The 18,012-nt window shown below is 37.7% G+C and carries 17 protein-coding genes; 5 read left to right on the top strand and 12 right to left on the bottom strand.

Translation table 11 applies throughout. From position 1 onward, the window contains the following. Positions 1–239 precede the first annotated feature (239 nt). Positions 240–1,331 (top strand): PAS domain-containing sensor histidine kinase, encoded by a 1,092-nt coding sequence (locus JWR23_RS13735; protein WP_299516739.1) that lies wholly within the window; start codon positions 240–242, stop codon positions 1,329–1,331. Between the two features lie 49 nt (positions 1,332–1,380). Here the strand turns inward: JWR23_RS13735 and JWR23_RS13730 are convergent, their stop codons facing one another. The 4 genes from JWR23_RS13730 to JWR23_RS13715 form a co-directional block, all read right to left on the bottom strand. After that, positions 1,381–2,058 (bottom strand): GNAT family N-acetyltransferase, encoded by a 678-nt coding sequence (locus JWR23_RS13730; RefSeq protein WP_299516738.1) that lies wholly within the window; start codon positions 2,056–2,058, stop codon positions 1,381–1,383. Positions 2,059–2,132: 74 nt separating this feature from the next. Beyond that, the gene (locus JWR23_RS13725; RefSeq protein WP_299516737.1) at positions 2,133–2,312 is read right to left on the bottom strand and encodes a hypothetical protein; all 180 of its coding nucleotides are present in this window, start codon (positions 2,310–2,312) and stop codon (positions 2,133–2,135) included. A 369-nt stretch (positions 2,313–2,681) separates the two neighbouring features. Further along, positions 2,682–3,332, bottom strand: coding sequence for an Imm27 family immunity protein (locus JWR23_RS13720; RefSeq protein WP_299516736.1), 651 nt, complete (start codon positions 3,330–3,332; stop codon positions 2,682–2,684). A 25-nt stretch (positions 3,333–3,357) separates the two neighbouring features. Next, on the bottom strand, positions 3,358–4,503 hold the full coding sequence (locus tag JWR23_RS13715; RefSeq protein WP_299516735.1) for a hypothetical protein: 1,146 nt from the start codon (positions 4,501–4,503) through the stop codon (positions 3,358–3,360). A gap of 262 nt (positions 4,504–4,765) precedes the next feature. Here JWR23_RS13715 and JWR23_RS13710 point away from each other — a divergent pair, with 262 nt between their 5' ends. From JWR23_RS13710 to JWR23_RS13700, 3 genes are all read left to right on the top strand, one after another. Next, entirely contained in the window at positions 4,766–5,311 is a 546-nt protein-coding gene (locus JWR23_RS13710) for a peroxiredoxin (protein WP_299516734.1), read from the top strand. A gap of 51 nt (positions 5,312–5,362) precedes the next feature. Next, positions 5,363–5,947, top strand: a complete 585-nt coding sequence (locus tag JWR23_RS13705; protein WP_299516733.1) for a carboxymuconolactone decarboxylase family protein — start codon at positions 5,363–5,365, stop codon at positions 5,945–5,947. 168 nt (positions 5,948–6,115) lie between these two features. Next, positions 6,116–6,580, top strand: coding sequence for a response regulator (locus JWR23_RS13700; RefSeq protein ID WP_299516732.1), 465 nt, complete (start codon positions 6,116–6,118; stop codon positions 6,578–6,580). Between the two features lie 3 nt (positions 6,581–6,583). Here the strand turns inward: JWR23_RS13700 and JWR23_RS13695 are convergent, their stop codons facing one another. The 5 genes from JWR23_RS13695 to JWR23_RS13675 all read right to left on the bottom strand — a co-directional run bounded on the left by JWR23_RS13695 (position 6,584) and on the right by JWR23_RS13675 (position 11,915). Beyond that, a complete protein-coding gene (locus tag JWR23_RS13695) occupies positions 6,584–7,006 on the bottom strand; it encodes a response regulator (protein WP_299516731.1) in 423 nt (140 codons plus the stop codon). Positions 7,007–7,014: 8 nt separating this feature from the next. After that, a complete protein-coding gene (locus JWR23_RS13690) occupies positions 7,015–8,100 on the bottom strand; it encodes a hybrid sensor histidine kinase/response regulator (RefSeq protein WP_299516730.1) in 1,086 nt (361 codons plus the stop codon). 64 nt (positions 8,101–8,164) lie between these two features. Beyond that, complete coding sequence (locus JWR23_RS13685) at positions 8,165–10,282, bottom strand: 7TM diverse intracellular signaling domain-containing protein (RefSeq protein ID WP_299516729.1); 2,118 nt, start codon at positions 10,280–10,282, stop codon at positions 8,165–8,167. 11 nt (positions 10,283–10,293) lie between these two features. Further along, the gene (locus JWR23_RS13680) at positions 10,294–11,058 is read right to left on the bottom strand and encodes a methyltransferase domain-containing protein (protein WP_299516728.1); all 765 of its coding nucleotides are present in this window, start codon (positions 11,056–11,058) and stop codon (positions 10,294–10,296) included. A 47-nt stretch (positions 11,059–11,105) separates the two neighbouring features. Continuing rightward, positions 11,106–11,915: a hypothetical protein gene (locus JWR23_RS13675; RefSeq protein WP_299516727.1), complete on the bottom strand. Its 810-nt coding sequence runs from the start codon at positions 11,913–11,915 to the stop codon at positions 11,106–11,108. A 397-nt stretch (positions 11,916–12,312) separates the two neighbouring features. Between JWR23_RS13675 and JWR23_RS13670 the strand changes: the two genes are divergently transcribed. Then, positions 12,313–13,428, top strand: a complete 1,116-nt coding sequence (locus JWR23_RS13670) for a hypothetical protein (RefSeq protein ID WP_299516726.1) — start codon at positions 12,313–12,315, stop codon at positions 13,426–13,428. Here the strand turns inward: JWR23_RS13670 and cobA are convergent. The 3 genes from cobA to JWR23_RS13655 form a co-directional block, all read right to left on the bottom strand. Then, on the bottom strand, positions 13,425–14,150 hold the full coding sequence (cobA, locus tag JWR23_RS13665) for a uroporphyrinogen-III C-methyltransferase (RefSeq protein WP_299516725.1): 726 nt from the start codon (positions 14,148–14,150) through the stop codon (positions 13,425–13,427). The genes JWR23_RS13670 and cobA overlap by 4 nt on opposite strands. A gap of 146 nt (positions 14,151–14,296) precedes the next feature. Beyond that, complete coding sequence (locus JWR23_RS13660) at positions 14,297–14,989, bottom strand: Crp/Fnr family transcriptional regulator (protein WP_299516724.1); 693 nt, start codon at positions 14,987–14,989, stop codon at positions 14,297–14,299. Positions 14,990–15,320: 331 nt separating this feature from the next. Next, positions 15,321–17,933, bottom strand: a complete 2,613-nt coding sequence (locus JWR23_RS13655) for a hypothetical protein (RefSeq protein WP_299516723.1) — start codon at positions 17,931–17,933, stop codon at positions 15,321–15,323. Positions 17,934–18,012 lie beyond the last annotated feature (79 nt).

Here is an 18,012-nt window from a genome sequence, read left to right as displayed (position 1 = left end):
AAAGCTAAATTGTGCTGTTAAAGTATGAAATTTCAAATTATAGTAATTAAATTAGTTGGATAGCTTAGGTATCTTTTAAACCCATATATACGTTAAATGTTTTTATAGCAAATGTTTTATAGCGCCGGAATTTAAGAGCATAGTGTTTAATTATAAAAAACATTTCATACAAGCCGCAGGTAGTATGATTGTTTTAATATTAACAGTTGGAGTCAGCATACAAAATTCAATTAAAAAAAATGACCACAGATCAAGATTCGTCTAATCCATTTTCAAATAACATATTTGATCTGGAACTTTTTTTTCAATTGTCGCCAGATATGATATGTATAGCAGGTTATGATGGATATTTTAAAAAAATAAATCCAACGGTTCAAAAAACACTGGGATATACTTATGATGAATTGTTTTCTAAACCAATAAATGAATTTGTGTATGATGAAGATAAAGAGATCACATCATATAGCCGCGAAAATCTTAAAAAGTCAATACCATTATTAAATTTTGAAAATAGATATGTAACAAAATCCGGTGAAATTGTATGGCTTTCGTGGACATCAATGCCTATTGAGAGCCAAAGGCTGGTATTTGCGATAGCTAAGAATATTACACATAAAAAGAAACTGGAGGAAGGCAGGAATTTACTGCTTACCAATTTTTTAAAAATAAATAGTGAGTTAAAGCAATTAGCTTATACAGCAGCGCACGATTTTCGATCACCGGTAAATAATTTGCTTTCCATTTTTAGCCTGATTGATGTTTCTAAAATATCTGATAGTGAAGTAGTTGAATATTTAGATATTTTAAAATCATCTGCCGGGAGCCTTCATGATAGCTTAAATAACTATTTAGATATCCTGATCCAAAAAAACAATATCCAGCTTGAGCAGGTAAGTTTAAGCGAATGTTTTAACACAGTGCTTAAATCTTTACGGTCTTTAATAATAGATTCGGGCACTGAAATACATGCTGACTTTTCTACCATTGATCTGGTAAAATTTAATAAAGCATATTTAGAAAGCATTTTTCTAAACCTGATAACAAATTCTATAAAATATACTAAGCCAAATACATTCCCTGTAATTTCAGTTTATAGTAAGCGGGTAAATGAGACCAACCTGTTAGTTTTAAAAGATGAAGGAATTGGATTTGATATGGAAAAAGTAAAAGATAGAATTTTTGGGTTTAACCAAAAATTTAATAGCAATGAAGACAGTAAAGGAATTGGTCTTTACTTAGTCCATAATCATATAACAAGTTTAGGAGGGCAAATTAATATAGAAAGCCGCGTTAATGAGGGAGCAAAATTCACAATCTCATTTAAGGACTAAATAAAATTGTAGGATGTAGCAGGTGTAGTGCTACACTACACCCTGTTTTTTACTTATGCATAATAGTAAAATAAATCTCTTTCCGGGCAACAAAGCCTGTGCTTTCGTAAACTTTAATGGCTCGTTCATTATCATAACGCACGTGTAGCATCGGGATCTCGCCCGCGGCTTTTATGCGGTTTATATGATGCAGCAGTAGTTGTTTTGCATAACCTTTGCCTGTATAATCCGGGTGTGTACAAACCGCGCTGATCTCTGCATATGGTAAAGGATGCATGCGTTGTCCGGCCATGGCCACTAATTTATCGCCGTCAAAAACACCTTTGTAATGGCCAAAATCTATTGTTTGTGGCCCAAATGGGCCGGGGTTAGTTAATTTGGTAAGAGCCAGCATTTGGGATACATGCTGGTTTGTTAAGGGGATTAATTCCACTTCGTTATATTCCTGAGGTGCTTCTCCATCAAATATCATTTGTAAGCATTTTATCGTATTTGCCACCTTCCATTGTTTTGGTATGTCTATCTCTACCGGTGAAATGAAACCTACGGGGCTACTATGCGAGATCAGGTCATACAGCAATTGGAAACTGTTAGTCGTGTTTTCTTTAAATCCAACAAATGGCGATACTTCTTTATCGAAATATTTTACCTGCTTATTGCCGTTAGCCAAATGCTTGTTGCCGGATATAAGGGCGTTATATGCAGGATTATCTAATACATGGAACATTATTGGCAAACCTATTAAAAAAAGAGTTTTAATTTGCGTCGGGAAAAAGGTTTGTACAAACTTTTACTGTTTAATTACATCCGGTCCATATCACGGCCCTTACTGTATTTACGCTCATAAACTTCGCGTAGGGCTAACCCCATTATTATGCCAAAGGCTACGCCTAAACCCAGGTGATGTAAAGCTATCCCAACTGCAATACCTATAACTAAGCCTATTGCAAATGAAGCATCTTTTTTCTTTTTGAAGTTCATGGGGTAAATGTAGGTATTTCGGAAACTTTTTCTTAGCGCGCCTGCTAACTGTAAAAAGATTCTTATACAAATTAGCAGATCTTGTTTCACGCGAGTGTGAAACAAAATGTAACAAGTGAAACAAGATTTTGACTTAAAATATTGTTTATGAGTGAATTACAGAAAAGTGATGAAACAAAATGTAACAACTTATTCGTCAGTATTTTTAGGCGTGATTGCGAGTTTGTTCATTGATAATCAAACAATTACAAAACACCTATTTTAAAAGTGGTGAAACAAGTTATTGAAACAAACGCCTACTGACCCGTGACATGTTTGGTAACTCTGCGTGCGGAGGCATACTGAGCGTAGAAGTATGAGGGCAAAAACTTACGAAGTTGAAACTTTGTAAGTTTGACCGGTGGATATTTTTTCATCTGAAACAATTTGTAACATTGGAGGCCCGCCACCTTGCATATGACCTTGTGGATATGTACATTCCCAATATCTCCCGTCTTTTGGATCTTGATAAATTTTAGTCCATCCATCGTCTGTCGTACTTGTTTTTTTTAAGTAGCTATCAATTAGCCATGCTATACGTTGGCAGTTATCATCGGCTGTCATTTTCCCTTTACTGTATATCCAACTGCCAATTATAGCTGTTTCAGTTGGCAAGGGTTTTATTAATATACTATCTGAATAATTAGACTCAATATCAATTAATTTTTGAGTCATTGATAAACCTTTATTTTTTATTAAAATAATATTTCCCATGAAAACTAATCCTGTTAGACAACTCAAAATAAATAATAGAAATAAGCCTAAATCGGCATGACCAAAGTCAATGCTAATAAGTTCTCTATTATCTAAATCTCGAACAAAGTAAAATACTCCATTATAATAAGCTCCGATTAATAGTAAGTAGGATGGGATCAATAGAAACAACCACATCCTTTTAGCCATCAACATTACTTTTCTTGCGACCAATGATATTGCTATGAAAATCAGGTATATGATTAACATAGCAATTTTGTCGTTCATTACTATAGTCTTAGTTATCAGCATCTTACCTCATCACCCTACCTAACCCAAACTGGTCGCCGGCTTTAACCGGTTTGCCATCTTTAAAATCAATCTCCAGCAGTTTTTCGCTTGCTACAGTATTGTAATTTTCGTCTTTAAGTACGGTAAGTATTTTACGGGTTTTTACATCTATTACTTCGCCGCTTGATGGGTAGGCATATTTGCCATCTAAAGTAAAGGTAATCCAACCCGGCATATCCTGTACCGGTATAGTGGTTAATTGCTGGTAAGGTTCAACTCCGCTAAATATATGCAGGCGCATGTTAAAGCCATCGCATAACCATATCTCTTTTTCATCAGGCGTTAAACCTATGCCGTGGCTTGGGCAGCCGTGGCGTCTAACAGGGCCTTTATCCCAACCCTCAACTACCACATGGGCTATCTTTTTTCCGGTTGTCAGGTCGCCAACTTCAAAACCCAGCAACTCGTTACAGTTTACAAAAATGCGTGTACCCTTGCCATTAACCGTAAGCGGGCGTATAAAATTAGCAAACGGTCCAACCTCGCCTACAACGGTATTTGTTTTCGGATCGGCAATTTTTACCATTGTATTTTTAAGATCGGCCAGGTAAACACGATCGCCATTTAGGCCATATATGGTATTATGTGTAGCGTTAAACCCATCAATCCGTTTAATAACATTGCCTGTTTCGCAATCAATCACACTCCAATAATGGTTTTCCAACGAGGGCAGATACATGGTTTTACCATCCGGCGCTACAGATAAACGATCACAGCCAAACTCAATTGGTTTCTCCCATACCAGTTTACCGGTTACAATGTCTATCCGCTGCAGGCTCTCAAGTGTTGTAACATATACGCTATGCAACGGGATGCTTACCCCAATACCTTTAATATTTGACGGCAGGCCATTTTTGGGATGCAAGCCGTTAAATGGGATGCGTTTTATAAACTTGTGCCCGTGGTCTATATCAAATATCAGCAGGCCATGCCCGCCGTAGCCTAAATAATCGCGCACGCCCGGTACTGCTACAAATAAATAGCGTCCGTTCATTAAAGGCGCAGCGACCCTTGTTGAGCTTGCCTTAGCTAATGGTTTCCATGCTGCAGCAAAAAGTATAATTGCTCCTGACAGGAGCGCGATAAACAGGCGAATCTGGGTTTTCATAAATTGCTTTATTTGAGGTTATATTGGTGAGGTTAAGATAGGTAGCGATTTTGGAAACTGCAAGAGGTGGTTTGTAACAGGGTGGATATACAGCCGATAGTTTATTTATTATTTGACGAAAGGAAAAATATTCTTCTCATTCAAAAATACTATACATTAATTAAAATATATAGACATAAACTATAACCTATTTAAAATTGAAATATTGTTGTAGTATAAAATGCATTATATTTGCACGAAACTTAAAAAACACATATTATATATGATTACTATAGGAGAAAAATTCCCCGGGTTTTCCAAAACCGCAGTTGTTAGTTTAGAAAAAGGAAAAGAGTTTGAAACATTAACTTCTGATTTTTTGGTTAATGATGATAACGTTTGGACAGTAATGTTTTGGTGGCCAAAAGATTTTACTTTTGTTTGCCCTACAGAGATTGCCGAATTCAATAAAAACTATGGTGAATTCCGTGATCGCGAAACCCGTTTAATTGGCGCTTCTACCGATTCGGAATTCGTACACGCCGCCTGGAGAACACATCATGATGATCTGCGCGACTTGAAATTTCCAATGTTGGCTGATACTTCAAAATCATTAGCCGAAGAATTGGGTATTTTAGAGCCTACCGAAAAAATTGCTTATCGTGCCACTTTTATTATTGACCCTACCGGCGTTGTGCGTTGGGTATGTGTTAATGACCTAAGTGTTGGCCGTAACGTAAAAGAAGTTTTACGCGTACTGGATGGTTTACAAACCGACGAGCTTTGCCCATGCAACTGGGAAAAAGGCCAGGAAACGCTAACCGTTTAAACTTAAAGAATCCCCAATAAAACGGGGATTTTTTTATTAATTATAATTACCATGAGCGAAAGCACAGAAACCATAACCGAATTATTGCAAAGTATAGGTATTGATACAGCTTACCGTACCGCCAGCCTTTCTTTACTTGAAAAAGGCGATTCGCGCTATTTACGCGATTTAAAATTAAATTTTACAAGCACACTAACTTCTGAGCATTTGAGCACTAAAGAATGTGCCTTATTGGGCCTTAGTGTAGCGGTTAATAATAATAACAACCCGTTAATAGCTTTTTACACAAAATATGCCACAGAGCAAGGCGCTAATGATGCAGAGATAGCCGAGGCAGCTGCCTGCGCGTCATTATTGGCATCAAATAACATATTTTATCGTTTCAGGCATTTTACGCAGAAAGAAAAATACAGCCAAATACCTGCACGTATACGTATGCAGATAATGATGAAACCGGTAACCGGCAAAGAGTTTTTTGAATTAATGAGCCTAACTATATCAGCAGTGAATGGCTGCGAAATGTGCGTTAATGCTCACGAAGACTCGTTAATTAAAATGGATGCTACCGAAGAACGTATATTCGATGCTGTCAGGATAGCATCATTAGTAACCTCGGCAGGCACAATTATAAACTAATTACATTACTTGTTTAAGGCATTTACCTGAATAAGTTGTATAATAATTATTTTTGCTGTAATTTGTAATTAATTAGATCAATGACAGTCTGAACAAATAAAGTTTAACTGGTGTTGATCTAATTAATTGCAAGATACCCCGGGTTAAACGGATATCAAATATTATCTCATGGCCGATAAAAAAATAACAGTACTATATGTGGATGACGAAGAGAACAACCTGTTTTCTTTTAAAGCCACTTTTCGTATAAAATATAATATTCTTACTGCTATAAGTGGTGATGCGGCCCTTAAATTGATGGAGGAAAAGCCGGTAGAAATTATTATTACCGACCAGCGCATGCCGGTAATGACCGGGGTGGAATTTTTAGAAAAAGTAATTGAAAAATTCCCGGATCCAATTCGGATACTGCTTACAGGTTATGCAGATATGGGCGCAGTGGTTGATGCCGTTAATAAAGGCAAAATATTCCATTACCTTACCAAACCATGGAACGAAGAGGAACTGGACATGACCATAGGCCGCGCTTACAATGCCTATTTGGTGAAGATGAAATTAAAGGAAGAGAATGAAAAGCTGGGCACCTCTAATGATCAGCTTGAATTTTTGTTGAGGCAAAAGCTTCTTTCTTAAATCTTATTCGGGTAATTGTATGTTAAATTCCTTACAAATTTTATTTAATAGCACAGATAGCGCTTCGGCAGTTATTGGTTTGGTTAACCAGGTTTTGAATGATCTATACGATTTGATGCGATTAATATCAGAGACCTCTCTTGATGATGTAAGCGCCACTATGTAATATTTATCCTGTATATCCGGATGAAATTTCTCAAACTCTTCAATAAACTGGAAACCATTCATGATAGGCATGTAAATATCCAGGAAAACCAGGGTAACTTTTGTACTTGCATCACCCCGCTCTTCAATTATATGTTCAAGCGCAAGGGTAGCATCCATAAAGCTTTTTACATGGGCCGTTTTATGCCTGTTAGTAATCACTCTTTTAGCTATAAAGTGATCAAGCTCGGTATCATCAATAATTATAAATGATAATTCCATGCGTTTATTTACTTAGTAGGGAGAGTTACCTTAAAAGTGGTGCCTTTGTTTAAAATAGAATTAACCTCTATCTGTCCGTTCAATTTCAGCAAAGCACTTTTTACATTATATAATCCAAAACCAGAGCCCGACTCCTGCGAGCTTGCACGATAAAACAAGTTAAATATCTCACCAATATGATTACCTAAAATACCAATACCTGTATCCTTTACCTGTATGGTTGCTACGCCTTTACGTACATCAATTATTAGCTCTACCTCCTTAACGCTATTATGTTTGTTTTGATACTTAAACGCGTTTGATAAAAGGTTATTTAATATAAGCTTTAATGGTGCTACATCATTGCGGAAAGGCTCATGCTGGTTAATGTTTATTTTAAAATTGATGTTAGAAGTATTGGCAAAAGCTGTATAGATATGCTTAAATTCATCAGTCAGGCTATTAAAATCAACATCGCTTATCTGTAATTCGCCACGCTGCAGGCTATAATAGTCATGCATACTCAGAATATAGGTATCCAGTTTTTTAAGGGATTTTTCCATCAGGAAAAGCATCTCTTTCATTTCGGCAATATCATACATTTCGCGGGCCACATTTATTGCCCCTAAAATGCCGGATAGCGGCCCCCTTATATCATGGCTAACACTATAAGCAAATTTATCCAGCTCACTATATGCTTTTTGCAGCTCATCGTTTTTTATAGAAAGCATGGAATTTGCCAGGTAAAATTTATTCGCCTCCTCAATGGCCGAAATTATCTCTGCTTCATCCCATGGCTTCTTAACAAACCTAAAAATATTACCCCGGTTTATTGAATCAATTACAGCTTCTATATCGGTATAACCGGTCAATAATATCCGCATCGGGAGCGGGAAGGTGGTGCGTATCTCTTCAAAAAACTCAACGCCCGTTTTAAGCGGCATTCGTTGATCGCAGAATATCACCTTAATATCCGGGTGGTTTACCAGGTGCTCAATAGCTCCCGGAATGTTTATGGAAGTGAATACCTGGTAATCAAGCCTGAATGAGGCTTTAAAACCGGTGAGATTATCCATCTCATCATCGATATACAGTATCTTAATTTTGTCTGCCATTGTTATGAAGATTTTGTGCAGTATTGCATAAGGGGTCTAATTAGTTTTAATCAGGTGGGCCTGTTTACGATAACTGCGCAAGTTTTGTGTCAAAAACAATCGGTATTTTTAAAATAAACTCAGTTCCCTTATTTAATTCAGATTTGACCGTTATTTGCCCGTTGTGTTTTTTAATGGTATTATAGGCAATGCTCATCCCCAGGCCAGTGCCTTCGCCAACCTCTTTAGTAGTAAAAAATGGTTCAAATATTTTCTTTATGGTTTGCTCATTCATGCCTATACCATTATCTGCTATTTTAATGATAACGCTTTCACCATCACAATCCGTACTTATCTTTATTTCGCCACCTTCTTTATCATCAAATTTTTTATTAATAGCGTATATGGCATTTGATATAATATTTAAAAATACCTGGTTAAGTTTGCCGGCATAGCTTTCAACCAGTGGCAGGTCGCTATATTCTTTAATCACTTTTATTTTATCATTTAGCAGGTTATTAGCAACAACCATAGTTGATTCCAACCCTTCGTTAATATCGGCCCTTTTTAGATCATCCTCATCCAGGCGCGAAAATATCTTAAGGCCCTTCACAATTTCGGCGGTGCGCGACGCGCCTTCGTAAATTCCTTTTATCAGATGCTTCACCTCTTCTACCAGGTAATCAAAATCCAGCTCTTCTTTATAATCTTCTATCTGCTTTTTCTTATCAGCCGGCGATGCATCAGACATGCTTATATTTTCTATAGTTGTCACAGCTTCCAATATCATCTCCACATCGCGTTTTAATGGGTTAATATTGGATGTTACAAAGTTGATAGGGTTATTGATCTCATGTGCTATACCTGCGGTTAACTGACCCAGCGATGCCATTTTCTCTGACTCGACCAGTTGCGATTGCGTTTGCTTCAGGTCCTCCAGTGATTCATTTAGTTCATACGTGCGTTCACTTACCTTTAATTCCAGGATCACGTTTTGTTCGCGGATGATGCGTTCGTTTTCTTTGGCGATGCTTAGCGCCTCTGCCTGCGAAGCATCTTTTTCTCTTTTTAGAATGTTTATTCTATCAGCCAAACCAAATGATAACAAGCCCATTTCAATTGCCGATGCAAATTGCATAGAATAACTGGTGAAAGTATTATATGGCAGTACGCCATAATCTTTCAATAAAAAAACAATTGCCCCAGTTAAAAGTATGGACCAGGCTATAAAAAAATATTTAGCCGGCGCCGATCCTTTTATCATTATCATGAATGATACAGACAACACACCAATAGTTAGCAAGGTAGTACTGGCCTGCATTAACTGGAAACCTGCCATTCCTTTACCTATATATACCAGGAGTATGGCAACAGAAAACACACCTATGAGCAGTGTAAGTGCAATATCAGACTTGGGTGCTGCGTTTTTTGTGCCCAAAAACTTTTTGGTGAACATTAAGGCCGCGATACTGCTCACACAGGCAAACAGCACAACACTTTTAAGTTCGAAAACGGAGTTGGCGGGCCACAGGTATTGAAACGTATAGCCCTTTATTCCTATTTGGGTAAAACCTACAAATAATACATATATAACATAATACAGGTAACTGCTATCCCTTACAGAAAAGAAGATAAACAAGTTATATAATACCATAATTAAAACCACGCCCAGATAAATACCTATAATTAAATTTTCTAAACTGAGGTTTTGCCAAAGACTTTCGGGTTGATTTATGGTGATTGGCAGGATGATCTGCTCGGTGCTTTTTGCCCTTAAATAATAGGTTTGAGTTTGGCCCTTACTAAGGTCAAGGTTAAAAATATAATTTGGGTATTGATACGGTCGTTTATTAAAATCAACAACTTCGCCTAATAACAATGACTTACCATTTGACGTATAAAGCTCAACCTCATCTAATATAGGGTAGGCAACTTCCAATAATAATTTATTATCGCTTTTATTGGTAACGGTAAAGCGGAACCACACACTATTGGTAGAGAACCCCATGTTGGGTACATCTTTATTACCCGCGATAAAATGAGTTGATTTAACTGCTTCGGCAAAGTTTATTTCTTTTCCAGGCTGCAGTGTTTCAAGGTTTTTACCTAATGATATTCTCCCGTTGTCATTTTTAACTATAAGCTCGCCCTTACTTTGAAGACTTGTAAAAATAAAAATCAGGATGTAAAGCCATTTAACCATTATTGATGCGCTTATTTTATAGATGATACAATGACAACGTTTATCGAACAGGCAAAATAGTTTTTGATATCAGCCTCATGCATTGCGTTTATAAAGATTTCTTTTTCTTGTTGATTGATAAAGCCTTCGGTTTCTGCCTCATCAATCATTCGTTCAATCCAAAGGTATTCATTAGCTTCTTTAAGTGTGCGAATAATAAATGGGAATATTTCTATTTTAATATCCTTAAAACCGGCACTATTCATATAAGCGGTTAGTTTTTTGGCAGCTATGCCATTATTTATTTTTTTATCAGTTAAAAAGCTGATGATCTTTTTTTCAACGGGCAAATATTCATTGTAAAAAGTAAGGCTTGCCCAGTCTGTTTCAATTATAGCCAGTGGGTACCCCGGCTTAAGTACCCGGCGCATTTCAAGCATAGTATTTTCAGGCTCTTTTAAATGCTGTATCAACCGCTCGGCCCGTAAGCCTGCTATAGTTTCCGCTTCAAAAGGGATAGTACTTGCCTCTGACTGCAAAAACTGAACGTTTGCCTGGTCGCTGTAAGATGATCTTCCTTTATTTAGCATAGTTTCATCATGGTCAATACCAACAATGGTAACCTTATCGCCCAGTAATTTACCTAAATTACTTACATCCATGCCTGTACCGCAGCCCAGATCAATAACCGTACCTTCACTTATATTGGTAAAAGGGTTATATGAATACTCTTTTAATGTTTTTAAAAACCTACCTGTTTCTTCCAGGTAATTAATATTATAATGTTTACTTGACATATCGTTTTACGTATTTTAAACTATTGGGTATATAATAGTTGCCTTATTCATAATATATTAAGCGGGCTATCGTCTACCTCCTTATTTATATCTGATTTATTAAATGCTGTTATTGTTTGCTTTAAGTTCCATTTTTCAAGATTAGGTATCTTTATTTCGTAATGTATTACTATGGTTTTTTTCCGCAACTGCTCTGTGCGTATAATATTTAGCTCGTTGCGTAACTTAAATATAGCGGCACGCTCTTCATCATCAGCGCTGCTTAAGGTATCAACATCCTGTAATATCATTGATGTTGCCAGTAAATCTAATTTGGGATAATAAAATGTACCCTCATTACCAATACTGGTTTCAATATTATAGCCTACCATTTGTGCCATTTTTACTGTGTACGGGGCGCATAGGGCAAAGAGCGATCGTAGCCCTATTTGTGACGAAATTGCAACCGCGGCCCTAGTTAAAAATATACTTCCAATACCATAGCCCGCTATTTCTCTTGAGTTCCACAAGCCGCATATTTCGCCCGTACCATGTTGTGCATATTCCCAAACCATAGGATAAATAGCAGGGTCAAGCTTTCCTGTTGCCTGCTCTATAGGTAGAGCCTCGGTTCCACCTGCTACATGTACGCGTGCGCCACCATATATTTTTTTTCCGTCTAATGATTCTACAACTATTACAAATACCGCGGGATTATATATCCATTCAATTTTTGAAGAGGTTACTTTAGTTACCCCAATGCTCGTTAAAACATAGGCATGACCCTCAACAAACAGCGCGCAAGTATCCGGTTCATCAATGGCTCTAAATGCCCTGAGCCTAACTTCTGGAATCTCTTTATTTAAACTATCATCCATTTGTTACTATATAAGCATATCAATAGTATTTCTATTAAATTAAAAAGGTAAGCCTTAAAACGATAAAATAATCAGCTATGTTTCATTATAAACCCTTTAAAATTAAACTGGGAAGGTGATCAATTTTAAAGCATATTGCTTGTATAGTTAATTACGGAAATTTACCAATAAATTTTATTAAAAAATTACCTGCTAAATGTAACATTTAAGTAAAAAACAGTCATCAAAATTTAGCATATATTGAATTATTATAATAGATTTTAAGTATTACTTAATATATATTATAATGTGTTAAAAATATTATTAAATAATTTTAATTTTGTATTATACAGTTAGGCAATAAATTAACGTTATTGCATATAATATTTTAAGATACAGTGCGCCTGTTAAAAAAAGAATGAAAAAAAGCTACGCAACCCATACGCTAATTTTATTAGGCTTATTTTTTATAACGCTTTCTGTTTCCTGTAAAAAGGATAACAACCCTGCACCGCCTGTAAATACTATATCAGATCCGGTTAATTTTGCTAAACTTGGCTTATATGAGCAAATTGGTGGTAGTACAAGGCGAATATTTATTGCCGTTTCACAAATGGGTAGCCAGCCATTCGCAAGTCCTTATGGTTTAGTTTTTGATACCGGATCTACCGGAATGACTATTGACGCTAATGGGATATTACCTGCATCAATGATTACTGCAAATGGTTTGATTGTAGCCGGCGATTCTGTAAACGTAAACGGTATTACGGTTACATCGCAACAAGCTCTAATTACCTACGGTGGTGTTGATGGCTCTGTACAGGAATACGGCAACCTGGCTTATGCTACTGTGCAGCTTGGTGATGGCCATGGCAGTATAACTACCCCACGCATACCTTTTTTTCTATACTATAAAATTGTTAATACAACTACAGGTAAACAATTAGCTGCCCACTCTGCCGATGTTTTTGGCGTGGGGCCGGGTGTTAGCTATGCCAGCCGGTTAATAGGAAGCCCGTTAAGTTACTTTAAGCTTGGTGCTAATATTACCAGCGGCTTCAGGTTGGCCGTTTTACCCTCATCAGGGTTTAATGCTACTGCTACTTATGTGCCCAATCTGTTATATATAGGATTAACCCCCAGAGACTTGAGCGGATCAAACTTTATTATGCACCCGCTTACTTACAATGCAATAAGTGGTTATTTGCCAAATATCGAATCAACGGTAACCTATGGTGGAACAAGCATTGCCGCCAGTATATTATTTGATACCGGAACCCCCACAACAAGTATTATTGAAAATAGCGCTGCTACCGCTAATGTGGCAAACTTACCTGCTAACACCGTAGTAAGCTTTACAACCAGCCAGGGCTTTAATTATCAATACACGGTTACCAGCACGGCTAATGCTACAGAGGTTGAAAATCCATCCTACTCGAACGATACAAGAACCATATTTAGCATTGATTTCTTTTTAAATAATGAATACCTGATAGATTATACCAGTCACCGTATAGGTTTAAAAAATAATTAACCAGGCAGGTTAACCACCTGCCCAATAATAATTATAGATGGAAAAGTAAGCTGCTTGCTTTCGGCCATAGCCACCAGATCTTTAACCAACCCTTTAACTGATTTTTGATGCGGTAATGACGCATGCTGAATAATTGCCGCCGGCACATGGCCATTACCGGCTTCGGTATAGGTTGTTGCTATTGTGGCCAGCTGTTTCATTCCCATATAAATTACAACCGTTGCGTTGCTTTGCATAGCAAGTTTCAGATCGGCAGATAGGGTGCCATCTTTTTTGGTGCCGGTAATTATCCATATACCTTCACTAATTGCGCGGTGTGTAAGCGGAATATCTTCAAATCCGGATGCCTGCATACTGGTAATGCCCGGTACAAAATGAGTTTTAATGCCTTGTTCGCGCGCATACAGTATTTCTTCAAACCCCCTGCCGAATATAAACGGATCGCCGCCTTTTAAACGCACCACCTTGCCTTTAGTAAAAGCAAAATGCTTTATCAATTCGTGAATTTCTTCCTGCGGAGTATACTTACCATAAGGTTGTTTACCTACATATATATGCGTGCAATCTTTTGGTGTAATGTCTAATAATTGTTTGTTTGCCAGGTTATCATATAGCACTACGCTTGCGCTTTGCAAAATTTTATAGGCTTTTACGGTTATCAGGTCCGGGTCGCCGGGGCCTGCGCCTACAATAAATAATTCGGGGATGATAGTATCCGGCATCGCATTGGGTTTGTATGTACAAATATAACCAATACATTAAGAGTTGCAGGTGATACGCTCATTCGGTCAGGAATGCAGGAGGCTCCTATGGAGCCAAAAAATAAAGATTATTGTTTGTTATAGAAAAAAATGAAAGAAGACAGGCTCTAAGCGCCCTGTACCGTTAGCTTTAAAAGATTATCGTAATTAGCAATAGAGATGCTTTTGCCTGAAAGGGCAACTAATTTATCATGGACCAACTCATTAATTACACGGAAAACGGTTTCGTAAGTTGCACCTGCAAAAGAGGCAAGGTCCTGCCTGCTTAGGTCAATATTTAAAAACCCCGAGTTTGTTAAGCCAAATTGATTTTTTAGGGTGATAAGCGCCTCTGCAACGCGGCCCTTTACCGGCATGTGGGCAAGATTGCGCATTTTCTTTTCAGATTCGCGCAGCTCTTCGGCAAAAAACTTTAGCAGTTTGTAGGTAAATTCGCTATTTACTTTTAGTGTGGCCTCAAAAAACTCCATGTCAATATAACATACAATTCCATTCTCTAATGCCGTAGCCGATACCGGGTAAACAGCTACATCACCCAATCCGCGATGACCTAATATAGAACCCTCTTTAGCAAAACGAATGATTAGTTCTTTATCGGCATCCCAACGTTTATGAATCTTTACATTCCCAGCATTTACAAAAAACACGCCCGTTACCTGATCGCCTTCTTTAAATATCGTTTCGCCTTTTTTAACCTTAAATGTTTTTTTGTGCTGCAAAACAGAAGGCAACCATTCTTTTAAACAGTTCTTGGTTAAAAAGCAGTTATCCGGATTGCACTCTATTTTTCCCTTTTTCATCAGTTAATAATTAATGCAATATTAATTAAAAAATTAATGTCAAATGCGATTAAGCTTATAAAAAGTATAACATTTTTATAATTACTTTATTTTTAATGCGCTATAAATCATAATTTAATTGATAAAGACGCCAATAATCTAAATTACATTCAAATTTCTCCAATTATTTAAATGCTCTTTTGTGTTAAACGTTAAAAACGACTAAAAAGATTAAGTGATTTTCAAAAAAAATGTGTCTTTATTAAAAATTCGGTCAATTTTTAATAAAGACACATTAATAAATATCGCTATTTTATTATAATAGCGATATTTAAGTGTTGTAATATTAAATCTATCTTAATAAATCAATAACTAAATAAGGGGTTTCTTTATTCAGATCAGGATATATTAGCCCTTTGTTATTGTTGCCAAACAATTCAATAAGGTACATTATATTCCATTTGGGGTTGATCTGATCGGCGGGGATGGTTGCCTGGTAAACATCCTTTTGTTCTGTTGGAAGCATTTGCAGGGTTTGGTAATCTTTGGTTTGATTTACTGCGCGGTAGCGCAAACGCACCCATTTTATTCCGGCAGTTGCGGTAGCCTTTACAGTAATGGTAATGGGTTTGCCAACCGGCGCGCTTAATACCGGCCGGTGGTTAACCGTAAAATATTTATTATTATCGGCATCAGCAGCCACTTTGTAGTTTGGTGATTGCTTTACCGGACCGGTAGCTATAAAGTTTTTACGCTGATTCTGTAGCTTTATCAACCCTTTATTTAAAGCAACCAGTTCGTCACTCCAATGCCCCGAAAGATTTTTGCTGCCAATTAATATATTATCGGCATAAACATCGCCGGCTGCATTAACAATTTGCTGCCATGCGTTAATGGCATTTTGCTCGTGAGCTATTGCCGCGTCTAAAGCCGCCGCATCCTGCGTACGCAAAAACAAGCAGTAACTAACTGCCGCACCTACCCTGCGTGAGTGATAAAGCGCCAGGTTTGATAGCATTTTAAGATCAACCATAGTTGAGTTAAACTCTTTATTATTTTTTGTGCCGATTGTTTTTTCAGCCTCCTCAACTTTTTTATTAATATCTGCTGATAGGTGTGCCAGCCATGCAGCGCTTGTTGAAGGCAGTGTTTTAGCAGTTTCTAAAGTGCCTAACAGCACCTGGGCCTCTTCATCAAAACTGGCAAATTGTTGTATGTCGCTCCCTTCTGCTTTGGCATATAATGGCAAATCGCCCAACCGTTGCTTTTCGGGCCAGGCGCTTGTTGTAGGGAAAAAGCTATAAGGATAACAAGATGCAATAATGCGTGGCATTACCCAACTTGCCTCGTGCAAGGCCGATTCTACAATCGGCGCGGTTTTACTGCCAAATCTATGCTCAAATTCTTTGTCCCATGTATCAGTCGGCGTTTTTGGGTTATAGCCTATCAGGCCAAACATCTGGAAAAAGTTCCAGTAGCGTTCAAATTCATAATCATAGTATTGGTACTGTGGTTTAAGCAATTCAAACGGCTTGGCATCATGCGCCTGTGCTTCCATTTTGGTAGCCAGCGGCTCATAAACTTCGTAGGCATCGCTGTTATAAAAATGCGCGCTTTCTATAAAACGGCGCGTGTATTCCGGGTCTCCCCATAAAAACACGCGGTTGGTACCGCCGTTCCATAACTTCCATAACATTTTATATTGCTGCGGATAGGTTAGCATATCGGCATAGCCATGCCTGCGGTTTTTTTGATCTTCGCGGTTAATGTGCGTAGGGTGATAAGGCAACCCCATTTGCTCCATCCAAAACTTAGGTGCTATCCTGAATTTTATACCCATGTTTATAGCGGCATGTATCAATGTATCGGTTAACCCCTTGGCATGAATATCTACCTGCAAATTTGGTGCGCTCTCTTTAACTGTCCGCAAAAAGTTTAAGCCAAACTCCAGCAGTTCACTGTCTTTTAGGCCCCCTTCGTTATTATCCTTAAATAATATGGCGTCAAGTTTAGGTATCACCTTAACAAATTTATCAAAGGCAGCTTTGGTATATTCTTTCAAATTACCTGCATCAAGCCCTCCAACCTGCCACGGCTGGGGCTGGCCCTCTTTGTAAGCAAAATTCGGGTTACCGCCTGCCTGCACACCGCCTTTATAAATATGATCCCATATACCTAACCGCACGCTTATGCCACGTTCATGCGCCATATCTATTATATGGTTCATGGTGGTCAGGTTGCGCTGCTGCTGTTCGGGCGTAATGTCTGCCATCTTTACATTAGGGAAGCCATCAACATTAAAAAAGTAAGGATAGCAAGGCGCCAGGAAACCGCCATTTTCATAACCGAACATGATCTCAAGCATATTGAACCTATTCTTTGCCATCATATCAAGGTAACGTGTCCAATACGCATCATTATAAAAATGGCTTTCCCAATAGGCGCGATTCATGGTGTATATAGAAAGGCCACGCTCTTTCATATCAGGTTTTTCGGTAATCTCTTTTACATATTGCATGGGGTTTACCTTGCCAGTACTCCAGCCAATACGGTTAGCTACATCTAATAGGCCATACATCACACCTTTGTTGTCATATCCACCAATTACCCAAACCGTTTTATTTTTTTGAACGGTCTTATGGATGGTTAAAGCCTCTGATACCCGGGCAACTGTATAATTTTTAAGCAATTGCGCAGCTGCACCATCACCCGATGCAAGGCCTGTAACTATAATCCACTTACCCTTTGCATTATTTATAGATAAAACCTGCTCAAAAGTTATATGCTTTGAATTAAAAGCATCAATTAATTTAGTTAGGCCATGGGCATAAGGTGCGCCCCGCGTTTTATCAACCACTAATGATACCTGCGGAACTATGGCAGTGTAGCCCGGTAAATTGGCTGTCGAAATAAATAATACAGTAATTAAAATTGCACGTTTGGCAAAATTTAGCAGGTTCTTCATTATAATACAGATAAGAATTTGATTTTATTGGTTAGCACTAATATAGGCTAATTGTGCAACTGCCATAGGTAATTAACTC

This window comes from Mucilaginibacter sp. (assembly GCF_028288205.1).
Lineage (GTDB): Bacteria > Bacteroidota > Bacteroidia > Sphingobacteriales > Sphingobacteriaceae > Mucilaginibacter.
Note: the sequence above shows the minus strand (reverse complement) of the source record. Positions and strands in the feature narration are given on the sequence as shown.

What these genes read in the sequence shown, in the direction of transcription:
- JWR23_RS13660 (WP_299516724.1), bottom strand. Translation starts at nt 14,989, where the DNA reads ATGAAAAAGGGAAAAATAGAGTGCAATCCGGATAACTGCTTTTTAACC.
- JWR23_RS13670 (WP_299516726.1), top strand. Translation starts at nt 12,313, where the DNA reads ATGAAAAAAAGCTACGCAACCCATACGCTAATTTTATTAGGCTTATTT.
- JWR23_RS13655 (WP_299516723.1), bottom strand. Translation starts at nt 17,933, where the DNA reads ATGAAGAACCTGCTAAATTTTGCCAAACGTGCAATTTTAATTACTGTA.
- JWR23_RS13690 (WP_299516730.1), bottom strand. Translation starts at nt 8,100, where the DNA reads ATGGCAGACAAAATTAAGATACTGTATATCGATGATGAGATGGATAAT.
- cobA (WP_299516725.1), bottom strand. Translation starts at nt 14,150, where the DNA reads ATGCCGGATACTATCATCCCCGAATTATTTATTGTAGGCGCAGGCCCC.
- JWR23_RS13700 (WP_299516732.1), top strand. Translation starts at nt 6,116, where the DNA reads ATGGCCGATAAAAAAATAACAGTACTATATGTGGATGACGAAGAGAAC.
- JWR23_RS13735 (WP_299516739.1), top strand. Translation starts at nt 240, where the DNA reads ATGACCACAGATCAAGATTCGTCTAATCCATTTTCAAATAACATATTT.
- JWR23_RS13695 (WP_299516731.1), bottom strand. Translation starts at nt 7,006, where the DNA reads ATGGAATTATCATTTATAATTATTGATGATACCGAGCTTGATCACTTT.
- JWR23_RS13705 (WP_299516733.1), top strand. Translation starts at nt 5,363, where the DNA reads ATGAGCGAAAGCACAGAAACCATAACCGAATTATTGCAAAGTATAGGT.
- JWR23_RS13710 (WP_299516734.1), top strand. Translation starts at nt 4,766, where the DNA reads ATGATTACTATAGGAGAAAAATTCCCCGGGTTTTCCAAAACCGCAGTT.
- JWR23_RS13680 (WP_299516728.1), bottom strand. Translation starts at nt 11,058, where the DNA reads ATGTCAAGTAAACATTATAATATTAATTACCTGGAAGAAACAGGTAGG.
- JWR23_RS13730 (WP_299516738.1), bottom strand. Translation starts at nt 2,058, where the DNA reads ATGTTCCATGTATTAGATAATCCTGCATATAACGCCCTTATATCCGGC.
- JWR23_RS13720 (WP_299516736.1), bottom strand. Translation starts at nt 3,332, where the DNA reads ATGAACGACAAAATTGCTATGTTAATCATATACCTGATTTTCATAGCA.
- JWR23_RS13725 (WP_299516737.1), bottom strand. Translation starts at nt 2,312, where the DNA reads ATGAACTTCAAAAAGAAAAAAGATGCTTCATTTGCAATAGGCTTAGTT.
- JWR23_RS13675 (WP_299516727.1), bottom strand. Translation starts at nt 11,915, where the DNA reads ATGGATGATAGTTTAAATAAAGAGATTCCAGAAGTTAGGCTCAGGGCA.
- JWR23_RS13715 (WP_299516735.1), bottom strand. Translation starts at nt 4,503, where the DNA reads ATGAAAACCCAGATTCGCCTGTTTATCGCGCTCCTGTCAGGAGCAATT.
- JWR23_RS13685 (WP_299516729.1), bottom strand. Translation starts at nt 10,282, where the DNA reads ATGGTTAAATGGCTTTACATCCTGATTTTTATTTTTACAAGTCTTCAA.